Here is a 19075-nt window from a genome sequence, read left to right as displayed (position 1 = left end):
ATGAAGCCGATTTCTTCCAATTTTGCGACTGAGTTAAAGGCAGCGGGTTTGTTGGGCCTGCCATTCACATGGTCGCCACAGGGCGAGCTGGAATTGTCAGCACTCACGCCTGTACAGCGTGATGCAGTGCTGGCTGTGGTGGCTGCGCATGATCCGCTGATTGGGGTAAAGAATGACCGATGCGCTGCAGTCAACGCAAAGCGTGACGCGCTGCAGCTCTCAGGCTTCCCGTTCTCGGGGAAGTGGATAGACAGCCACGGTAATGCAGTGCTGCGCATCAATGTGGCAGTACAGGCAGCAATTGCCGCCAAAGTTGCCGGGGTGCCGTTTGCTGTCAGCTGGACGTGTGCGGATAACTCCGAAATGCCGCTGAATGCTGATGCCATGCTGGCGATGAATGCAGCACTGGCCGCGCATGGTGCAGCCATTCATAACGCGGCGCGCGGGCATAAGCAAGCCATTGGTGCATTGACGACTGCTGAAGCGGTTCAGGCATACAACATTGAGGCCGGATGGCCGGTTTGAGGGGTTAAGCAATGAATGATCGGGACCGCATCATTGATGAAGCATTCAAGCCAGCAGTCAGCGCCAGGGCGGAAGACTACTGCTACACGCTGGCACATGATTTTGAGTGGGCGGGTGCGCCGGATGCTGGGGGGGTGTTCGTCTTTTGCGATGAGCGGGGCCGGGAATGGCTGCGCATCGTGCGCGGGACCATCTTTGTGCGTGCCGGCTACTCGTGGGACGGTTGTTCGAGTGCGCCGGACGGTGCGACCGACCCGGCCACCGGCAAGCCAATCACGTACTACGCAAGCTGCGTTCATGACGCGCTGTACCAGTTCATCAAGAACCGCGACTTTCCTTACACGCGCGCGCAGTGTGACGGCATTTTCTATCGCCTGCTGCGTGAAGCTAGGTTCCCCTTCGCCCGCCTGTATTGGTTGGGGGTCCGCCTGTTCGGTTGGACCCATGTATGAAGCGCTTGCTGTTGGTCGCTGGGGTGGCTGTGGTGTGGTGGTGGATGCAGAGGCAACCATCGAAGCCTGCGCCCGCAAGCGATGGATTTGAACAGGACAGGCGACTGATACCGGGGAAGAAAGTGATTACCTTTGAACAGTGGTTGATGGGCCGTGATAAGCAATACCCGGCAGAGTTTAGCCAGGTGATTGCCAGCAATGGACGGGCCTTGGTGGTAGCGGTGAATAAGCTGCTGGCAATAGCGGGTATCGGTACCCGCGTCACTAGCGGTTGGCGTCCGGCAGCGGTCAATGCTCGCGCCGGGGGCGCGCCAAACTCGAACCATCGCACCGGCAACGCGGTTGACCTTGCAGACCCCACTGGCAAGCTTGGTCAGTGGTGCCGTCTGCATACATCGGCCTTGGCAGAGTGCGGCCTGTGGCTGGAAAACCCGGACCATACGCGCGGATGGGTCCACCTGCAGCGCGTAGCCCCTAAATCTGGAAGCAGGATATTCAACCCATGAAGAGAGCTGATCCCAAAAAGCTGGCCGGGGTGTTCAGCCACTATGAGCAGTGGCTTGGCGCACCTGACGGTTTCCTTGTGGCCATCGCTGTCAAGGAAAACAGTTACAACCCGGAAACCGGGCAATACACCGGAAAAACCAGCCCCGCAGGCGCGCGCGGGCTGATGCAGTTGATGCCGATTTCACTGGTGGAGATTCGCAAGTCAGCCGGGCTGCGTGTGAATCCTGATGACCCGGTGCAAGCAATCTGCGGGGCAGCTGTCATGCTGGCAGTGCGCCAGCGCCAGCTGCGGGCCATTGTAGGACGGCAACCCACCTGGGCGGAATTGATCGCGGGATACAACGGAGGCAACAGGGGTGGCCGTATCTTCATGAGTACGGGAAGGCCAGCCAGCCGGGAGACAGCTGGATACCTCAGCCACATGCGGGCGGCAATTGGTCAGAGTCTGGACCACACGGCGGCAATCAAGGTTTAACGTCAGCAAAGCATCACCACAACAGGGGGAAGTCATGAAGAAGCTGCAAAGCAATGCAAACGGCACGATTACTGATCGCGTCACCGAAGCCAGCTCTCTGGCGGGGGTTTCTGGCACGCTAGCCACTGCGGCCCAGGTATTTGGTGCGGGAAGCAAGACTGGGTCTATTCTGGCTGGTCTGTCGGCACTGGCAGGGATCGCCGCTATCTTCCGGCGCGAGAAAGGCGCTGCACAATGACAGTGAACCTGTCCACCGTGCTCACGCTCATTGCGGGCTATCTGCCAGTCCTGTGGTACGTTCTAAGGCTGGAGCGCCGCATCACTGCAGCGGAAACAAGCATTGATCGCAGCACGATTGATGAACGCTTGCTCCGCAGCATCGAAAGCCGTTTAGCCGCAATCGAGACTGAGCTGCGGATCAGGAACGGCACAGCAATTCAAGCAGGTTCAAACTGCTGACAGCGCGGGGCAACCCGCGTTGTCAGTGTCAACATAGTGTCAACGCTATAGTCAGACTATGAGCATCAAAGGATCAGCAACCCGGCTGAATCCCGCTACAGTGCTTGAAAATTCATAGCATAGTGCAGCAATGTTGGATGTCGAATAGGATTGCAAATCCGTTGAGATCGGTTCGACTCCGGTACCCGCCTCCAAATCGACAAGCGGCCTGCAGCGATGCAGGCCGTTTTGCTTTGCTCCGCAATTATTGTCGTGCTCCGCAAAATTGTTCCAACCGCGATCAGCCGCTTATCACGATAGTGACCGCCTGCCTGGGCGAATGGCCCAAGGTGCATATGTCTGCGGCGTGAGTGTTGGCATTCTGCTGACACCTCTTGTCATCACCCTGCTGGATCATGGGCGCTTAAGCGGTCTGTTGTTAGACTGCGCCCACAGCCAACCGGATGATCCATGCTACCCCACCACCGCGTTGCCCTTGAAGCTGCTCTCCAGCAAGTCTATGAACCTGCCGGCTTTGTAATGAGCAGTCCGCTGCAGCCGGAGGTCGAAGGGGAGGAGTATGGTGCATGTCGTTTTGGGCTGAATGGCCTCGCCATTCATTACCGGGTGGCCAAAACCACGCCGACCAAAATCGGGCAGTTCGTCACCCTTTGGCAACGCCCGCATCCGGGGGCGGAGATTGCGCCTTTTGCTGAGCATGATCCGCTGGATGTGGCCATCGTGCTGGCTGCAGAAGGTGGGCGGCAGGGGCACTTCATTTTCAGCAAGGTCACCCTGCTGGCGCGCGGCATCCTCTCCGGCGCAGGTCGGGAAGGCAAGCGGGCCTTCCGGCTGTACCCGCCGTGGAGCCAGCCACAGGCCCGGGCCGCAGTGCGCAGCCAGCACTGGCAATTACAGCACTTCTTGCCGCTGGATGCGCATGGACGAGCAGACCCGGTGCTGACACGTTTACGCCTGGCGTTGCCTTAGGGGGTAGTGGCTGAGGCGCTGGGCTTGAAGTGAAAGGTCAGGGTGCCTTTCTCAATGGCGTCGATGATCTGCTTTACCTGCTTGTCGTTCGGGTGACGAGCTTGCCAGGCTTTTAAGTTAGTGAGCGCTTGTGGTGTGTTGCCCAGTTGCTGGTAGACCAGCCCCAGGGTGAAGGGGGCATGCTCGCTGCCCAGTGTTTTGGCCTTCTCCAGTACGGGCCGGGCTTGATCCGCTTGCCCGATGTCGGCCAGAAAGCGGCCATAACTGTAGTGCGCCAGCGGATTGGCTGCATCTGCGGCGATCCACTGCGGGTAACGCTGCAGGGCGCGTTGTGCCGCGCCGGGCACATCCATGATGGCCCCCATATTGTGCAACAGGGCGCTACGTTGCAGTAAATCGCGGGCAGGGTGTTGCAGCAGGGTATCCAGCATCTGGCTCAGCTGCTGGTATTCCTGTCTGGCACGGGCCAGATCCTCGGGGCTGTCAAAGCTGGGCGGGTAGTTCTGCGCGTGGGGGTACAGGTCCGAGAAGATGGCATCAAAGCGGGCAAGGTCAAAGTGGGCGGGCTGACCCGCCTTGGGGGCTTGCAGTAACGCGCTAAGGTCGTGCGCCGGGTAGGGGGCGGAGATCGAGGTTTGGGCCAGCAGCAGGGTGCTTAGCCCAATGACAATGGATCGTTTTAGCATGGGTATGGGACGGGTACGGGGCGGTCGCTGGCCCGTCAGTGTAGCAAAGGGGGCGATGCATGACCTAGCATAAGCCTTTCTGGACCGTTATGCGGAGGGGACATGTCACTTGCCTTGAGGCGCGCTGAACTGGCAGACAGGGAGGCAATGGGTGCGCTGGCCATGCGGGCCAAGGCATCCTGGGGGTATCCGCCTGCCTGGTTGGCCGCATGGGCAGCAGGCCTGACCTTTACGGCGGAAATGCTGGAGCAGGGGCACTATATCGTGCTGGAGGACGAGACTGGTGCAATACGGGCATGCGGCGGGATTGCGCCTGAGGCAGAGGGATGGTCGCTGGAGCATTGCTGGGTAGAGCCGGACTGGCAGGGGCGGGGCTTGGGGCATCGGCTGGTGCAGGCCCTGTGCCAGCGGGCGCAGCAACGGGGGGTGACACAGCTGTGGATTGAGTCGGACCCTCATGCTGAGGCGTTTTACCGCAAGCTGGGTGCCCGGTTCAGTCACCGGGTTGCGCGGCCGGTGTTGGGTGAGGCCCGGCAGCTGCCAGTGTTATGCCTGCCGCTTCCTTTGGCGGAGTGACCGGGGGCTGACTACAGCAAGCGGCCCATTTGTTACAGGTATTGCCAAAAAATGTGACCACTTGCCGTGCAGTCGACTACATCTCATTGCGTTCAGCGCATGTTGTCATGCAGCAACGCAATACCATACGTCAATGTTACACCAATCTTTCGTCATGCTTACAGGTGTGGTGATGCCTTGCTGCACCGCACGGCGGCTTTGTTGCTGTGGTGTAGTTAATACATTGATTTCAATGATTTATCTGCGATAGTCTGGCAACAAATTGGCTACATCTGCCCTTGCGCGTTCAATAGGCCCTGACCTCAAAGGGGTCAAACAACACGCAAACAACAAATGGAAAAAGGGTAGAGAGAGCATGAAGAATACGTACCTCAGTGCAGTGATCATGAGCCTGGCATCGGTGGGTGCCTTGGCGGACTCGGGCAATGTCACCATCTCCGGCAAGGTAGAAGGTGGCTTGCACATTGAGCATGCTGTGGGTGGTGTTACTCAGAACAAGATCGACGATGCCGGCTCCGAGCTCAACTTCAGCGGCAGCGAAGACCTGGGCAATGGCATGAAGGCCATCTGGCAGGTGAACAGCGACCTGCGCATTGATGGCTCCTCCGGCGCTGGTACCCTGGCCTCAGGGGATACCTTCGTCGGGCTGGCCGGTAACTTTGGCGCGCTGAAGATCGGCAAGGGCATCAATGCCTTTGGTGACGGTTACTTCAAGGGTGGCTGGTATGTGTACGACCGTGGTCTGGACTACGACAGTGTGTCTTCCGGCAGCAACAAGGGCGCAGTGAAGTATGAGTTTCCGGCGATGGGGGGCTTCACCGCCGCCCTGAGCTGGGCGGCAGGTGAGGACAAGACCTCCACCGCGCGGGCGACCGATGCCTGGGCCATGAGCGCCAACTATGCAGGCAGCAACTGGGGCGTGCATTTCGGCTACAACGCCCAGAAGAACGCCAGCTCAGGCCGCAACAGCAATACCAACCTCGCCGCCAAGATCACCCCGGTGGACAACTTCACCATCGGTGCCGAGTACAACCTGGGCCGCCTGGCGGGCAGCAGCGTCAAGCAGAAGAGCTTTGGCCTGTATGCCGACTATCAAACGGGCCGCCTGCACTTCCGTGGCCTGGTGATCCGTACCAAAAACCACAGCAATGTGGACGGCAGAAACAACCGCGTGTGGGGGCTGGGCATGAGCTATGACCTCTCCAAGCGCACGGCTTTCTTTGCCGAATACAAGCGTGAAAAGATCAACACCAACAGCGAAGCCTCGCGTGACCTGTTCATTGGTCTGTCGCACAGCTTCTAACGTGTTGATTTCGCAGTAGGTCCTCCTCATGGTTGGCCGACCTCTCGGGGTCGGCCTTTTTTTGAGGATTACCAGCCGACTTCATCCTGTCAGCGCGGTGGCCCCGCATCAGCCCACAGGGCTACACGATAGGGGAACAGCTCCGCCCGCATCACCCCCTCCGCTACTGCAGGGTCATCCTGCATCCAGCGCAGGGCAGCGGCTTCGGACTCGGCTTCAAGAATGGCGATGCCAAAGGTGCGTGCATCTTCGGTGAGGGTGCGCCCGGCCATCAGCAGCACGCCTTGCGCCAGCAGCTGTTCCAGATAAGCAAAGTGTCGTCCCAGAATGGCGGACTCTTGCTCGGTTGGCCCCTCGGTCAGCATCGCCAGCCGTGTCGGGCGGACTTGGTAGAGAAATTGCGGCATGTCGCCTCCTCCTTGCGCCACATCAGGCGGACAAGCCACCATCTACCGCCAGTGCCTGCCCCACCACATAGGATGATGCAGGGGAACACAGCCAGTAAATGGCCTCCGCCACCTCGGCAGCCTCCGCCACGCGCCCGATCGGGATGGCTTGCGCCGTCTGTGCTGCTGCCTCGGCCTGGGCGGCGGGCGACAGGTGCGCCACCCGTTGCTGCCGCCTCGGCGTATCCACCGCACCGGGGCAGACCGCGTTGATGCGAATCTGCTGGCCGATGTATTCCAGCGCTGCCGAGCGGGTCAGCCCCAGAATCGCATGCCGCCCCGCGCTGTAGAGCGCGGCAGAGGCCACGCCAGACAGGCCGTTAATAGAAGATACATTGACAATGGTGCCGCCGCCCCCTGCCAGCATCAGCGCAATTTCCTGCTTCATGCACAGGTAGGGGCCCAGCACGTCGTTGGCCAGCAGGGCGCGGGCATCTGCATCTGATGTGTGGTGCAGCAGGGCCGGGTTGAACGGAATGGCCGCCACATTCACCGCACAATCCAGTCGACCATAGCGCGACGCCAGTGTCTGAAAACAGGCGGTCACAGACTGCGCCTGCGACACATCGCAGGGCAAATAAGCGGCCATTGGCCCCAGCCCGGCCTGGGCTTGTGCTCCCTTGGCAGCATCCCGCCCGGTGATCACCACCTGCGCACCAGCGGCGATCAAGCGCTGCGCGGTGGCCAAGCCAATGCCGGAGGTACCGCCCATCACCACCGCTACTTTTCCTGCCAGAACTGCTGTCATTGCATGCTGTCCATTCATGATCAAAGTGTGGCCGAGCCATCCATGTTCCGCGATTGCCAGCGTAGCGGCTTGCTGCCGGGCGTGGCAAGGGCGATACTGCAACATATCAGTACACCGGCCCCATGGGCCGGTTTCCCCAGGATAACGTTATGCCGCTTCAAGAAGACGCACACGCCCGACTGCTCACCGTGATTGCCCGCACCATTCAGGTGCTGGGGGTGGCGCTGTTGCTGCGGCTGGGAGTGGATACTCTGGGCTATGGGGTGGCCTCCGCCATGCCGGAGCGGGCCATCGGGCTGCTGCTCTACCCGCCACTGGCGCTGTCCTGGACGCCTTGGGGTACATGGCTGGCCGACCGCTTTCTGGATATCCCGCTGCAATGCCTCTACTTGTGCATACTGGCTGGCTTGTTTCAGGTGGCGCGGCGCAAGCTGCAGCGGTAGGGCGGCTGCGTTACCCGGTCTGGACGCCACTCGCGCGCTGGCCCCCGCTCCTGGGCTGCGACAGCCAGCGGTAGAGCAGCAAGCCATTGATCAGCAGTGCGGGCAGGGTGGCATGGCCGGTACTGAGTATCAGTGCCAGCACTTCAACCGGCAGCCAGGTATTGCCCAGCAACACCACGTAAGCATCCGTTACCCAATAGGCGGAGAGCAGCCACAGCAGCAGATAGGCAGGCGGCAATAGCCACCGCGCCAAGCTGGGCGAGAGCCAGCGCCGGGCAGGCCAGAGCAGCAGGGCAAACATCACCGCAGTGACCAGCGCACAGAGCGCGCCACCCAGCATGATTTCGGACCGTGCGGGATCATCAGGCCAGCTCGATTCGCCAGAAGCCAGCACATCCGCAAACGTCAGCCAGGCATGAGCCAGTACACTGCCCACGTGCAGCAGCAAGCCCAGCGCAAGCAGCGTCAGCCTGCGCCCCAGTCGAGGGGGGAACGTACTCATTCCACTTCCCGCAGCGCCACCCCTTCCATGCGCTGCGCAATCGGCTTGCGGCCATCACACTTCACATTGGCCAGCTCGGTTTCCCCTTGCATGACATACACCCCGGCCTCCACCGGATGCTGTTCGTCCAGCCTATCCACTCCCCAATATACGCTGTAGCTGACATCACGGTTCGGCACATCCACCGAGTAATTCATATAGCGGCCCATGCCTCGCCACTGGGTGGTGGACGCCTCATCACGCTTGGCCCGCACCACAATCTCCGGCTTGCCACGCGGGCCAAAGCTGTAATCAATGGTCTTGCCGCTATCGCACAGCAAAATCTGCTTGCCCTTGCTGGTGGTGCATTGAAACAGCAGCTTGCCACCCGCCGCACACTCCCCGGCATGGACAAACGGACTGAGCAACAGGCTGGTCAAGGACAGCAGGCAGAAGGTCACACGCATGGTGGTACACCGAAGCAGGAGGAAGATAGCGCACTGTAGCGGCAGGGGGATCGCAACGGCAAGTGATGTGAAGAAGGAGGGGGAGGCGTGAGGGTGTCTTCCGGGGGGGGCTCAAGTGAACTGCTGGTACCACCCCTGTGTTAACGCCTCATATCGCTTGGCCGGAGGCATCAAACGCACTGAGCGCCTCGTTCAGCGCTTTTTGCGTGGAGGATTGCTCCCACTCCTCCAGCCATTGCACCGCATGACATGCCAGAGCTGCCAGATCGCGTACCGCGAAGCGATAAGCCGGATAGTGATGGTAAAACGCTGAGGATGCACGGAGTGCCGCACACAGCAGGTCGCCCGGGTAGTGCTGCCCTTTGGCCATTGGGTCATGCTGGAGGATGTCCAGCGCCAGCGGCATCAGGTAAGGCAGCCCGATGTCCTGCCCGATCAATATCCGCAGGTCTTCCACCGTCATCTGCCCCACTGGCTTGTGGCGTAGCTGATGGCAGGCGACGGCCAGATTGGAGCCTGACTGAGCCGTCCCCCAGTCCTGCTTCTCGAGCTGGGTCAGGGTCTGCGTAAGTCGTTTCTGCCGCTTGTGATTGGGGTTAGGCAAATCAGTGTCTCTCAAGGGCTGGATAAACGACAGAGGGCAACTCAGCAGCCACATGCCGAAAGGTTTTCTGTGGTGCGAGTTTCAGCTTATATCACGCCAAACCAACCCGCTCCGCCACCCACGCCCCAATCTCCTCCGCCGTCGACACCACGCCACTGGCCTCTGCCGCGTCTGCCGGGTCGCCGTAGCCCCAGTCGACCCAGAGCATGGGGCAGCTGGCGGCGCGGGCGGCCAGCAGGTCGTTGCGGGAGTCGCCGACCATCAGCAGTTGGGCGGGTGGGCAGTCCAGTGCTTGGGCGACGTGCAGCAGCGGCAGCGCAGAGGGCTTTTTCTCGGGCAGCGAGTCGCCCCCCAGCACCAGCGTGAAGTAGCAGTGGAGATCCAGCACGTGCAGCAGCGGGGTGGTGAAGGCGAGTGGTTTGTTGGTGACCAGTGCCAGCGGGTGGCCTTGTTGCTGCAGGTGGTCCAGCAGCGCGCGGATGCCGGGGTAGCAACGGGTGTGCTGGCTGAGCCCCGCCAGATAGGCCTGGTGAAAGGCAGCGCGGGCGGTGGCTTGCCGTGGGCTGTCGTCTGGCTGGGCTGCGGGGTTGTCCTGTAGGGTGCGGGCCACCAGCACGGCGGCACCGTCGCCCACATAGCTGCCTACCCGCTCGGCGGGCAGGGCGGGCAGGCCCAGCTGGCTGCGCATCTGGTTGGCAGCCGCAGCGAGGTCTTGCAGGGAGTCGATCAGCGTGCCGTCCAGATCAAAGGCTACGGCACGTATCATGGCTCCATGTCCCGCAGGTCGAGGATGTCGCCACAGCCCATGCTGCCGGAGAGCAGAAAATCGGCAATGCGCACCGCCACGCTGTCGGCACTGCTCAGCTCGCCGTGGTGGTAGTAGTGCAGGAATTGCGGGCGCAGCGGAAAGTCGTCCGGGTCGCTATCCCGAATCTGTTGCTGCATGTCAGTGTCGATGATGCCGGGGGCGAGCGAAGCCATCTGCAGCCGCGCGGGCTGGTCCTGCCCCACGCTGCGGGTGTAGTGGTCCAGCCCGCTTTTGCCTGCGCAGTAGACACTCCAGCCGGAGTAGGGCTTGCGCCCGGCGCCAGACGAGATGTGCAGGATGTGGCGCTGTACCGGCAGCGCTTCGGTATGGCGCAGCAGGGCATTGCTCAGCAGCACCGGGGCGATCAGGTTCAGCTGCAGCGCGGCCACCACCTCATCCGGGTCCTGACGGCCCGGTACGGCAATCGGCTGTACGGTGCCGGCGTTGTTGACCAGATAGACATCGGTGATGCCGTCCCACTCCAGCCCGGCCAGCAGGTCGGTAAAGCACTCGTCCAGCGTGCTCACCTCGCTCAGGTCCAGCTCATGCTGCTGCAGGGGTAGCGCCGCGGCACGGGAGACATCGTCCAGCGCCGCATTGCGCCGCCGGGCGAGGCCAATCACCTCATGCTCCGGGGCCAGCAGGCGGCGGGCCAGCGCCTCGCCCAGCCCGCTGCTGTGGCCGGTGATGATAAAGCGCTTCATGCCGCCACCTTGGCCAGCTCGGCCCGCATGGCGGCAATGGTGGCGCGGTAATCGCTGGTGCCATAGATGGCCGACCCGGCCACAAAGGTATCGGCCCCGGCGGCGGCAATCTCGGCGATATTGTCGATCTTCACGCCGCCGTCGATCTCCAGCCAGATATTGCGGCCGGTCTGCTCGCGCCAGCGGTCAATGCGGGCGCGCGCCTGCCGCAGCTTGTTCAGCGTTTCCGGAATGAAGGATTGCCCGCCAAAGCCGGGGTTCACGCTCATCAGCAGCACCATGTCCAGCCGGTCCATCACATGATCCAGATAGTGCAGCGGGGTGGCCGGGTTGAACACCAGCCCGGCCTGACAGCCGTGATCGCGGATCAGCGCCAGCGTGCGGTCGATATGCTCGCTCGCCTCCGGGTGAAAGGTAATGATGTTGGCCCCCGCTTTGGCAAAGGCCGGGATCATTGCATCCACCGGCTTCACCATCAGGTGCACGTCGATCAGCGCCGTGGTCAGCGGGCGGATGGCCTCACACACCACCGGGCCGAAGGTCAGGTTCGGCACATAGTGATGATCCATCACATCAAAGTGGATCAGGTCGGCGCCTGCCTCCACCACGTTGACCACTTCCTCGCCCAGACGGGCCAGGTTGGCAGAGAGGATGCTGGGGGCGATGCGGAAGTCGGTCATGGTGTGCTCGGCAGACGGTCAACAGGATGAAGTCTATTTTATCCCGTCCCGCGGTGCTGTGGCATAATGACCGCTTCGTCACGAGGAAACCGTCCATGGCCGACGATTCCAGCTACGCCATCGAAGTCACAGTCCGCCCGGAATACCTGGAAGACCAGTCCGACCCCGCGCAGGACCGCTACCTCTTCGCCTACTACATCACCATCCGCAATGTCGGCAGCGTCGGCGCCAAGCTGATCTCCCGCCACTGGGTAATCACAGACGGCCACATGAAGGTGGAAGAAGTGCGCGGTGCAGGCGTGGTGGGCGAGCAACCCCACCTCGACCCCGGCCAGAGCTTTGAATACAACAGCGGCTGCGCGCTGGCCACCCCGGTCGGCACCATGCACGGCAGCTACCAGATGCTCGCCGACGACGGCACCCACTTCGAAGCCGAAATCGCCAGCTTCACCGTGAGTATTCCGCGTACTTTGCATTGAGGTTTCATATATCGTTGTGAGGCTCTTCAATGCCTTCAGGAGACCGGTCAATTTGAACCTGGATGACAAGCATGTGTTTGAGTGCGGACTATGATATTGAGGCCGTGATTGAATTTTACGGAGAAGTAGAGTCTGCTGCACAGCATGGCGTGGCGAGTGGGTACTTCCCCTTGCATAGATTCGCTTGCTCAGAGCATCTGATTGGCGGGGTTCATGTATATCCAGAAACAGGGAAGGCCACCCCAGGGACAAAGACCTTAGTCCATATCAAAATCTTAGGGTGGGAGCATTACAGCAATATGGTGTGTGTGGGGGAAACTTTCTTCATTCAGGAAGGTTTTAAGAGAGTCGGAGAGGGGCTTGTCAGGGTCACAAAGAATAAAGAGATGTGACCTCTCCCTGAGTTCAGTATGAGTCCAGCTGGTGTGTGGCTTTAGAGAATAACCTCATAAGCGCCTACAAAAGGTGATGGCGAATAAACGCCTTGGTGATCTTGATGCGATGCGCATCGATTCCCCCGACAACGTACTTCACCAGACGTTGTTGCGAAAGTTGGCAACGTAGCTGCTGCTCTGGCTGCTGGTTTGCGTAATGTCCGGCCACATGAAGGGGCGTAGCGCATTGCCCCGGTTAAATCCCCCCGGAAGACTCCCTCACACCTGTTCAACATGCTTCACATCCCTTGCTGCGGCGGTGGGTGGCTTTTACAGTGGCTACCTTTGATACCGTGCGCGTGTGCCAGCATCCGGCGCGGTGCGTCCTGATGGCTTGCCCGTGCGCCTGAGCACGCTTTGTTGAGCGGCGCGATGGGCCGGGATGACCCGTGTTCGCCTGCTGTTCTGGAAGGAAACCATGAAGGTTCGTCGTTTGTTGCTTGCAGTGGCGGCGGCCACCGTGCTGCCCGTAGAGACATTCGGGTTTGGGCTTATCCTGCACTATCAGGGTGAAGAGGGGGATCGTGAGGCGTATTTTGCTGACATCCGGACCATCAGCAATCGTACTCCGCCTACTCAGGTGCTGGGGCCTTCTGAGATTCTGGAGATCGACACCACGGCCGTTTACGAGAATCCGGGCAAGCCCGAGTTCGTGCACATGAAGCTGCAGTTTGAATGCCCCTCGGCTTTTTCGATGGACATGGCCAGGCTGACGCTGGTGGCGAGCAACAAGAAGGTCAGGGCCGGGGATGCGGTCAGGTTCCGCATTGGGCCGGGCAGCTACAAGCTGCGCCGGTCCGATTTGCAGTCGGAGCCGATTGCCGTCAGCGACTGGAAAACCGCCAGTACGCCCATGCTCTCCAAGGCGGGTGCCATCGCCTGTAATCATATTGAGGTCGACAGGGCCCTGCATACGGCGATCCGGGGTAACGATTTCGACTTTGAGGGCTTTGGCAAGCAGCTCAGCCAGCTTGGCCTGCCTGCCGATACGATGTTGATCGGGCAGGTGCTGCCTTCCGAATTTCTGGATTTTGCCTGGCAATTCCTGTGGTGGGAGCGGTATTTTGCCGGTGAACGCCCGGACCCCAGTGGTAAATGGGCGCGGCGGCTGACCAAGGCCGAAAAGGAAGCCGCCATCAAAAAGCTGGAGGCCATACGCAAGCAGGCTCAGCCTGAAATCGACGCCGCCCGCAAGAACCTGCTGGAGGGCATCAAGAAAAGTCAGGCTGCGATGGCGAGCCGGGCAGATGCGGGGGTGAGTGCGGATGGTAAAAAGCGCCCGCAGATTGAAGCCAACTTGCTGACCCTGTGGAAGGGGCGGAGCGAGGGCGAAGTGGTGGCGACGATGGGTAACCCGGAGTTTGATCAGGCGGGCGGCAGCCGGTACTTGCGCTACACCAAGTGGTGGGAGCAACCCGGCTCGACGTCCTACAACGTATACGGCCAGCCGATCTCCTCCAGCATGGGGGGCTATGCCTCTTGCTTTGTGGAGTTCACCACCCGGCAGGGTGAGGACGGTGAGTGGCGCGTGGCGGATATTCTGGTGCGGGCGGATGAAGAAGGAAACGTAGGCGCAGAAGGTGGCAAGCGGATGTGCCAGGACCTTGCCGCTCAGGCAACGCGCTAAAGGGATGAGGGACGCATAGGATGCATATGAAAAAGATGGCGATCGTGATGTTGCTGCTGTGCAAGGGTACGGCCTTTGCCGCTGGCGAGGAGAGCTTTGACGTGCTGGCCAGCGTGATGGATGGCAGCAAGAAGGAGCTGAACGCGAAGCAGGCGGTGGAGAAGGGCAAGCAGGATTTTGCGAAATCCAAGTACGGCAGGCTGTACAAGGAAGGGTACTGGCAGTACTTTCAAGGCAAGTCCAACGCCGCCAAGGGCGAGTATTGCACCGCCATGTTCTCGCGGGAGCAATTGCAGGTCTCCATCATGGGGCCGGGCGGGAACTACAAAGGCGCACTGATGATGTTTGCCTCGCTGGATGCCAGCGCGCCGTTTCCTTATTCTGCCTCCGGCAAGATCCGGGTGACCTTGAAGCAGGGTGATGAAGCGCCCGCCACCCTGAATGCCTTTAGCCAGCAAATAGGCGAGACGCCGGTGATCACCTTTGCCGTGCCCAGTATTGACGCGGCCATGGCGGGTATGGATGACAAGCTCAGCTTTCATCTGGAGTACGAAGGCAAAACCCTGGGGGATATCGAGTGGCATTCCGCGATCAAGGCTCGCGAGGAGCTGAAGAAGTGTCTGGCGGGCAAGCCCTTCTATGACAAGAACCCGCTGAAGGATAAAACCATCAAATGAAGCCCATGCCACGTATCGGCGCACTTGCCCTGCTGGCGCTGCTGTTGTCCTCGCCCGTGCTGAGCGCGGGAGACAGCCGCGAGTTGATCGGGACCACCATTCCACCGCTGCCAGCTGGCTGGCGTAAGGATGGTGGCATGTGCATTGCCAGCAGTCTGGGCGTCGAACAAGTGTGCGCATTCAGCCTGGGCACCTTGTGGAAGGGCAATCAGCGTTGGTTGTACATAGGGCGGGCCGTGGCGGGCCCCCAGGCCGACAAGCCCCAATGGCAAGTCAGCGACCAGATGGCCTCTCCACCCGCGCCCAAGGGCTATCAGGTGGTGATCGTACCTTGCCAGCGGGATGGCCAGGTCGCGGAGACTACCGTTGCAGTGGTTCAGGCCACCAGCAAAGAGTGGTACACGCGGGTGCGTGTGGCGTACCGGGCTAACCTGACCACAGGCCGGTTTGAGTCCATTCCCGTTCAGGGCTTGCGCTGCGTCAATGAAGGGGCGGGCCTCTGATCCCGCGCATGACCGTGCGTGCATGCCGCCTTGACGGGCGGTGAGTTCACCCCAGCCATCGCTCAGCAGATTGCCACAGATTTGCCGGCGCGCAGTGTGGCGGTGGGCCTGTCGTCAGGCGGCTATGTAGCCCGCGGGATGGTGGTCCGCTACGCGGAGCGGGGCGTGCCCTTTGACCGTTGATCGGCGGTCCGTGAATCTGTCCGTATCGGCCCTTGTCGACGGGGCGGGATGGCGTGCACGATGCGGCATCCTTTCCTCGACCGACTGGAGTGTCTCCATGATGCAAGACCTGTACGTATTGGCGGGTATTCTGGCTGCTTTGGCGATTGGCGCCGTCAGCCCCGGCCCCAGCTTTGTGATGGTGGCACGCGAGTCTGTCTCCGTATCACGCGGTAATGGCCTGGCCGCCGCCTTCGGGATGGGCTTGGGCGGGCTGCTCATGTCCTCTGCGGCCATGCTGGGTTTGACGATGGTGTTGCTGGCGGTGCCGCTGCTCTATCTGGTGCTGAAAGTGGTCGGTGGCTTGTATCTGTGTTATCTGGGCTACCGTATCTTTCACGGTGCTTCTGCCGCACTGGCGGATGCTGGGGGTGGTGCCCTGCAGGCCCACTCGGCATCCCGTTCCTTCTGGATGGCGTTTACGACCCAGATCAGCAACCCCAAAACCGCCATCGTTTACGCCAGTGTGTTCGCCACCTTCCTGCCCGGGAAGGTGTCCCTGCTGCTCGCCTTGCTGGTGCTGCTGGGGGGCTGGATGATTGAAGTTGGCTGGTATGCCACGGTGGCCTTGCTGCTGTCGGCTCCGGCCCCGCGCCGCACCTATCTGCGCTTCAAGACGGCGCTGGATCGGGCTGCGGGTGCCGTGATGATGGCGCTTGGCGTGCGCCTGGTCAGCAGCGCCATCAAGCCCTGATGGTGTGAGGGCAGGGTGGGGAAGTCGCTGCGGGCTTCCCCAAACGGCCAAATGCTGCTAGAATCGCGCCCTCTGATTGGCAGACCCGCCAATCGTGGACGCCGGTATAGCTCAGTTGGTAGAGCAGCGCATTCGTAATGCGAAGGTCGTAGGTTCGACTCCTATTACCGGCACCACATCCCCTGCTGTGTCGAATGAGGCTGTTTGGCAGCCTGTCTGTTTTCTGCGCTGTGTGCGTGGTTGACCGTATTCTCCCTCTGGCAGTCTGGATGTTTGAGCCCGTTTGGGCTTGTTTTTTTGTCTGATTCATTGTCATAAAACATTGACATGACTATTTAGTCATTTTGTTTCGATTGTTACAAATCGGTTAAAAATTATTAGCACATTCATTTGTGTGTACTAAGTTAGGTGATGGATATGCAGCAGATCAAACGGTGGCGTTCCCTGGTTTCCGGCGTGGTGGCCGGGCTGGCATGGCTGGCGATGCCCGCACAGGCGCTGACCTTCGGTATTCAGGAAGGCTCCGGCAGCAGCGGGGAAGCCGATTACAGCAGCAACAAGTATCAGCCGCTGGCCGCCGCGCTCAGCGAGGTGCTGAAGCAGCCTGTCAATGCAAATGGCTTGTCGCCGTATCGGCAGTTTGATGCAGAAAGCTTCAAGCGCTATCAGGTGGTGCTGGTACGCCCGGGCACGGTGGCAGGCTGGGCGATCCAGAAGCTGGATTACACCCCGCTGGTGGCACTGGACAATGGCCCGGCACCGCGCAAGGTGGTGTTGATGGGCAGCCCGACCATGCGTGAACGGCTGAAGACCCCGGCCGGCCTGCGCGGCCTGAAGCTGGCCTTGCCGATTACCGGTGGTGAAACCTATCAGGTGGCCACCAGCATGCTCAAGGCGCAACGCGTGAATCTGGACGAGGTCACGGTGTACTCGGTGCGCCAGCAAGGCACCATGCCGTTCGCGCTGGAAAACAAGATGGCCGATCTGGCCGCGGTGAAGAGCGATGCCTCGGTGTTTGCCAAGATGAAGGGCAACGCGGCCATGGTGCCGGTGCTGGAGAGCGAGGCCTTGCCGCCGTGGGTGATTCTGGGCAGCAAGCAGCTGGGGCCGGAAAAGCTGGCACAACTGCGCCAGGCACTGCTGGCCATGATGTCCAACCCGGAGCAGAAAGCCCTGTGGCAAGGCTTGCGGGTGACCAATATCCGCGAGATTGATGCCAAACCCTATCTGGACACCTACAACCGCTACGGCGGCGCGTAAGCGTTGCAGATCACACCCGGTGTCACCGGGTTGCATGAACAACGGGGGCCAGGTGCCCCCGTTTTTCATGCCGTGTGTTTCTCCGCATTGAAGCCAGTATACCGCTGTAAACCGCACCCGCATTGGACTTCGGCCAGTATTAGGTTTCAGTGGCCCTACCTTTGGCGTGCCTGAGGGTCGCCGACTTTACAGTGCACCGGTCGCCGCCCCGTGCGGCTTGTGCAACCGCAGGAGTGAAGTCATGAAACAGCTGGGATGGTGGGTCGGGATGATGGTGCTGGCAGCCGGGGCGCAGGTGCGTGCCGAGGAGGCAACCGCCCCGGATAACAAGGACAGCAACTGGTCGGTCACCCTGGGAGCGGGCGTGGTGAGTGGGCCCAAGTATCCGGGCGCCAGCAAGCGCGAAACGGGCTTGATGCCGATCGTCAATGTGACGTACCGGGACATGTTCTTTCTGGACAGCATGCGCGGGCTGGGCGTGCAGTACCCGGTGAGTGAACATTGGAGTGCATATGCGTCGATCGCCGCCGGGGACGAACGCAAAGAAAAGGACGATAACCGCCTCAAAGGACTGGGGGACATCAAGGCGCGTGCCACTTTCAATCTGGGCGCCGAATGGGAAAAAGACCGCTGGAAGCTGGGGGTGTCGCTGAGCCGCCGCATGGGCAAGGATGATTTGCCAGGGCAAACCGGGCGCAAGGGCGGCATGCTCACCAGCATCGAAGGCAGCTACGCCGTGGTGCAGACTCAGCAGACCGAAGTCAGCGTGGGGCTGTCGGCCACCCACATGAACAAGGCTTACGCCGAAACCTTCTTTGGCGTGAATGCCCGGCAGGCCAGCCAGTCCGGCTTGCGCAGCTTTGAGGCCAAGGGCGGGTTGCGTGACGTAGAGCTGTTCATCGAAGGCAAGCACCAGCTGGACAAGCACTGGTCCCTGCTGGGGCGGGTCGGGGTATCGAAGCTGCGCGGTGATGCAGCGCGCAGTCCGATCACCCAGAAATCCCGCAGTGTCAGCGCCTTCTTTGGTGCGGCTTACACCTTCTGATCTTGAGCCTCAGAACCTGCTTATGGTCTCGCGAGCGAGGGTGAGACAAGGCGAAAACGACTGAGGAAGCGGAGTTTACTGGGTGTAAATGAGCATTCCGAAGTGGTTTTCAACGCCGTATCGCCGTCGCGCAGCAGGCTATAAACAGGTTCTCAGGCCAGCTGTAGCGCCAGCGCCGCTTGGTTGGCGCTGAACACATTGCTGCGGGCCGGCAGCGGCGCACCTTCCAGCGCCGCTTGCCACTCGGCCTGTGGCAACACCAGCGCAAAAGCGGTGTGCAGCACGGTCAGCGTGGTCTGGTGCAGGGTCTGGCCATCGGCCTGACCCCGCTCATGCGCGTAGGGCAGCGAGCCGGTGGCATCGCTCAGCACTTCTACCTGATAGCCACGGTGGGCCGCGTCACGGGCGGTGCTGTCGATGCAGTTGTGCGTCATGTAGCCGACCAGGGTCAGCGTGTCGATCTCGCGTTCCCGCAGCCAGTCATCCAGTCCGGTACCGGCCAGCGCGCTAGCCAGCTTCTTCTCGATCTGCAACTGGGCGGGGCGTGACGCCACCGTCGGGTGGTTCTCCCAGCCATGGCTACCAGGCCGGAAAATCGGTGAGTCGGCACTGCTGCTGTGCTGCACCACCACCACCGGGATACCGTGCGCGGTGGCGGCATCCATCGCGGCGGCGATCTTCGGCAGCGAATCATTGACGGCGGGGTACGTGATGCGAAAAGGGCCGTCGATATAGTCGTTCTGGACGTCGATGACCAACAGGGCGCGGCGGGACATGCGGTTCTCCTTGAAATAGACACCT

Annotated in this window: 28 protein-coding genes and 1 tRNA gene; 19 read left to right on the top strand and 10 right to left on the bottom strand. The window is 60.9% G+C overall.

The window, feature by feature from the left end:
• The 7 genes from ACE3O2_RS01045 (at position 1) to ACE3O2_RS01015 (ending at position 3387) form a co-directional block, all read left to right on the top strand.
• Positions 1 to 525, top strand: a complete 525-nt coding sequence (locus ACE3O2_RS01045; protein ID WP_374334442.1) for a DUF4376 domain-containing protein — start codon at positions 1 to 3, stop codon at positions 523 to 525.
• An 11-nt stretch (positions 526 to 536) separates the two neighbouring features.
• The gene (locus ACE3O2_RS01040) at positions 537 to 977 is read left to right on the top strand and encodes a DUF1353 domain-containing protein (RefSeq protein ID WP_374334441.1); all 441 of its coding nucleotides are present in this window, start codon (positions 537 to 539) and stop codon (positions 975 to 977) included.
• Positions 974 to 1483 (top strand): D-Ala-D-Ala carboxypeptidase family metallohydrolase, encoded by a 510-nt coding sequence (locus ACE3O2_RS01035; protein WP_374334440.1) that lies wholly within the window; start codon positions 974 to 976, stop codon positions 1481 to 1483. The genes ACE3O2_RS01040 and ACE3O2_RS01035 overlap by 4 nt, the downstream gene beginning before the upstream one ends.
• The gene (locus ACE3O2_RS01030) at positions 1480 to 1959 is read left to right on the top strand and encodes a transglycosylase SLT domain-containing protein (RefSeq protein WP_374334439.1); all 480 of its coding nucleotides are present in this window, start codon (positions 1480 to 1482) and stop codon (positions 1957 to 1959) included. Before ACE3O2_RS01035 ends, ACE3O2_RS01030 begins: the two co-directional genes overlap by 4 nt.
• 34 nt (positions 1960 to 1993) lie before the next feature.
• Positions 1994 to 2197 (top strand): hypothetical protein, encoded by a 204-nt coding sequence (locus ACE3O2_RS01025; protein WP_374334438.1) that lies wholly within the window; start codon positions 1994 to 1996, stop codon positions 2195 to 2197.
• Positions 2194 to 2418, top strand: coding sequence for a hypothetical protein (locus tag ACE3O2_RS01020; RefSeq protein ID WP_374334437.1), 225 nt, complete (start codon positions 2194 to 2196; stop codon positions 2416 to 2418). The genes ACE3O2_RS01025 and ACE3O2_RS01020 overlap by 4 nt, the downstream gene beginning before the upstream one ends.
• A 519-nt stretch (positions 2419 to 2937) precedes the next feature.
• The gene (locus ACE3O2_RS01015) at positions 2938 to 3387 is read left to right on the top strand and encodes a MepB family protein (RefSeq protein ID WP_374334436.1); all 450 of its coding nucleotides are present in this window, start codon (positions 2938 to 2940) and stop codon (positions 3385 to 3387) included.
• Here the strand turns inward: ACE3O2_RS01015 and ACE3O2_RS01010 are convergent.
• Entirely contained in the window at positions 3384 to 4073 is a 690-nt protein-coding gene (locus ACE3O2_RS01010) for a hypothetical protein (protein WP_374334435.1), read from the bottom strand. The two genes, ACE3O2_RS01015 and ACE3O2_RS01010, sit on opposite strands and share 4 nt — an antisense overlap.
• A gap of 102 nt (positions 4074 to 4175) precedes the next feature.
• Here ACE3O2_RS01010 and ACE3O2_RS01005 point away from each other — a divergent pair, with 102 nt between their 5' ends.
• Positions 4176 to 4649, top strand: a complete 474-nt coding sequence (locus ACE3O2_RS01005; protein WP_374334434.1) for a GNAT family N-acetyltransferase — start codon at positions 4176 to 4178, stop codon at positions 4647 to 4649.
• 355 nt (positions 4650 to 5004) lie between these two features.
• A complete protein-coding gene (locus ACE3O2_RS01000) occupies positions 5005 to 5952 on the top strand; it encodes a porin (protein WP_374334433.1) in 948 nt (315 codons plus the stop codon).
• Between the two features lie 89 nt (positions 5953 to 6041).
• Here ACE3O2_RS01000 and ACE3O2_RS00995 read toward each other — a convergent pair whose 3' ends face one another.
• On the bottom strand, positions 6042 to 6359 hold the full coding sequence (locus tag ACE3O2_RS00995; RefSeq protein ID WP_168876020.1) for a YciI family protein: 318 nt from the start codon (positions 6357 to 6359) through the stop codon (positions 6042 to 6044).
• A gap of 22 nt (positions 6360 to 6381) precedes the next feature.
• On the bottom strand, positions 6382 to 7146 hold the full coding sequence (locus ACE3O2_RS00990; protein WP_374334432.1) for an SDR family NAD(P)-dependent oxidoreductase: 765 nt from the start codon (positions 7144 to 7146) through the stop codon (positions 6382 to 6384).
• Positions 7147 to 7295: 149 nt separating this feature from the next.
• Here ACE3O2_RS00990 and ACE3O2_RS00985 point away from each other — a divergent pair, with 149 nt between their 5' ends.
• On the top strand, positions 7296 to 7589 hold the full coding sequence (locus ACE3O2_RS00985) for a hypothetical protein (protein ID WP_374334431.1): 294 nt from the start codon (positions 7296 to 7298) through the stop codon (positions 7587 to 7589).
• A 10-nt stretch (positions 7590 to 7599) separates the two neighbouring features.
• On the opposite strand, the gene ACE3O2_RS00980 is transcribed toward ACE3O2_RS00985, so the two are convergent.
• The 6 genes from ACE3O2_RS00980 to rpe form a co-directional block, all read right to left on the bottom strand.
• Complete coding sequence (locus ACE3O2_RS00980; RefSeq protein ID WP_374334430.1) at positions 7600 to 8091, bottom strand: hypothetical protein; 492 nt, start codon at positions 8089 to 8091, stop codon at positions 7600 to 7602.
• Positions 8088 to 8537 (bottom strand): hypothetical protein, encoded by a 450-nt coding sequence (locus tag ACE3O2_RS00975; protein ID WP_374334429.1) that lies wholly within the window; start codon positions 8535 to 8537, stop codon positions 8088 to 8090. The genes ACE3O2_RS00980 and ACE3O2_RS00975 overlap by 4 nt, the downstream gene beginning before the upstream one ends.
• A gap of 148 nt (positions 8538 to 8685) precedes the next feature.
• Entirely contained in the window at positions 8686 to 9141 is a 456-nt protein-coding gene (locus ACE3O2_RS00970) for a contact-dependent growth inhibition system immunity protein (RefSeq protein WP_374334428.1), read from the bottom strand.
• A 91-nt stretch (positions 9142 to 9232) separates the two neighbouring features.
• Positions 9233 to 9907 (bottom strand): phosphoglycolate phosphatase, encoded by a 675-nt coding sequence (locus tag ACE3O2_RS00965; protein ID WP_374334427.1) that lies wholly within the window; start codon positions 9905 to 9907, stop codon positions 9233 to 9235.
• Complete coding sequence (locus ACE3O2_RS00960; RefSeq protein ID WP_168876012.1) at positions 9904 to 10653, bottom strand: SDR family NAD(P)-dependent oxidoreductase; 750 nt, start codon at positions 10651 to 10653, stop codon at positions 9904 to 9906. Before ACE3O2_RS00960 ends, ACE3O2_RS00965 begins: the two co-directional genes overlap by 4 nt.
• Positions 10650 to 11333 carry a ribulose-phosphate 3-epimerase gene (gene rpe / locus ACE3O2_RS00955; RefSeq protein ID WP_374334426.1) on the bottom strand — a complete coding sequence of 228 codons (684 nt, stop codon included), beginning with the start codon at positions 11331 to 11333 and terminating at the stop codon, positions 10650 to 10652. The genes ACE3O2_RS00960 and rpe overlap by 4 nt, the downstream gene beginning before the upstream one ends.
• Positions 11334 to 11428: 95 nt before the next feature.
• Here rpe and apaG point away from each other — a divergent pair, with 95 nt between their 5' ends.
• The 9 genes from apaG to ACE3O2_RS00910 all read left to right on the top strand — a co-directional run bounded on the left by apaG (position 11429) and on the right by ACE3O2_RS00910 (position 18274).
• A complete protein-coding gene (gene apaG, locus ACE3O2_RS00950) occupies positions 11429 to 11812 on the top strand; it encodes a Co2+/Mg2+ efflux protein ApaG (RefSeq protein ID WP_374334425.1) in 384 nt (127 codons plus the stop codon).
• Between the two features lie 816 nt (positions 11813 to 12628).
• Positions 12629 to 13873, top strand: a complete 1245-nt coding sequence (locus ACE3O2_RS00945; protein ID WP_374334424.1) for a hypothetical protein — start codon at positions 12629 to 12631, stop codon at positions 13871 to 13873.
• Positions 13874 to 13899: 26 nt separating this feature from the next.
• On the top strand, positions 13900 to 14550 hold the full coding sequence (locus ACE3O2_RS00940; RefSeq protein ID WP_374334423.1) for a hypothetical protein: 651 nt from the start codon (positions 13900 to 13902) through the stop codon (positions 14548 to 14550).
• The gene (locus ACE3O2_RS00935) at positions 14547 to 15053 is read left to right on the top strand and encodes a hypothetical protein (RefSeq protein ID WP_374334422.1); all 507 of its coding nucleotides are present in this window, start codon (positions 14547 to 14549) and stop codon (positions 15051 to 15053) included. Before ACE3O2_RS00940 ends, ACE3O2_RS00935 begins: the two co-directional genes overlap by 4 nt.
• Before the next feature lie 18 nt (positions 15054 to 15071).
• Positions 15072 to 15236, top strand: a complete 165-nt coding sequence (locus ACE3O2_RS00930) for a hypothetical protein (RefSeq protein ID WP_374334421.1) — start codon at positions 15072 to 15074, stop codon at positions 15234 to 15236.
• 97 nt (positions 15237 to 15333) lie between these two features.
• Positions 15334 to 15969: a LysE family translocator gene (locus ACE3O2_RS00925; protein ID WP_374334420.1), complete on the top strand. Its 636-nt coding sequence runs from the start codon at positions 15334 to 15336 to the stop codon at positions 15967 to 15969.
• Positions 15970 to 16069: 100 nt separating this feature from the next.
• Positions 16070 to 16145 (top strand) — tRNA-Thr (locus tag ACE3O2_RS00920).
• A gap of 241 nt (positions 16146 to 16386) precedes the next feature.
• Positions 16387 to 17229: a phosphate/phosphite/phosphonate ABC transporter substrate-binding protein gene (locus ACE3O2_RS00915; RefSeq protein ID WP_374334419.1), complete on the top strand. Its 843-nt coding sequence runs from the start codon at positions 16387 to 16389 to the stop codon at positions 17227 to 17229.
• A gap of 241 nt (positions 17230 to 17470) precedes the next feature.
• Positions 17471 to 18274, top strand: a complete 804-nt coding sequence (locus ACE3O2_RS00910; protein ID WP_374334418.1) for a MipA/OmpV family protein — start codon at positions 17471 to 17473, stop codon at positions 18272 to 18274.
• Positions 18275 to 18426: 152 nt separating this feature from the next.
• Here ACE3O2_RS00910 and ACE3O2_RS00905 read toward each other — a convergent pair whose 3' ends face one another.
• Positions 18427 to 19050, bottom strand: coding sequence for a cysteine hydrolase family protein (locus ACE3O2_RS00905; RefSeq protein ID WP_374334417.1), 624 nt, complete (start codon positions 19048 to 19050; stop codon positions 18427 to 18429).
• Positions 19051 to 19075 lie beyond the last annotated feature (25 nt).

This window comes from Leeia sp., assembly GCF_041909055.1.
Lineage (GTDB): Bacteria > Pseudomonadota > Gammaproteobacteria > Burkholderiales > Leeiaceae > Leeia > Leeia aquatica.
The sequence above is the reverse complement of the archived record's forward strand: the minus strand, read 5'-3'. Positions and strand labels throughout refer to the sequence as shown.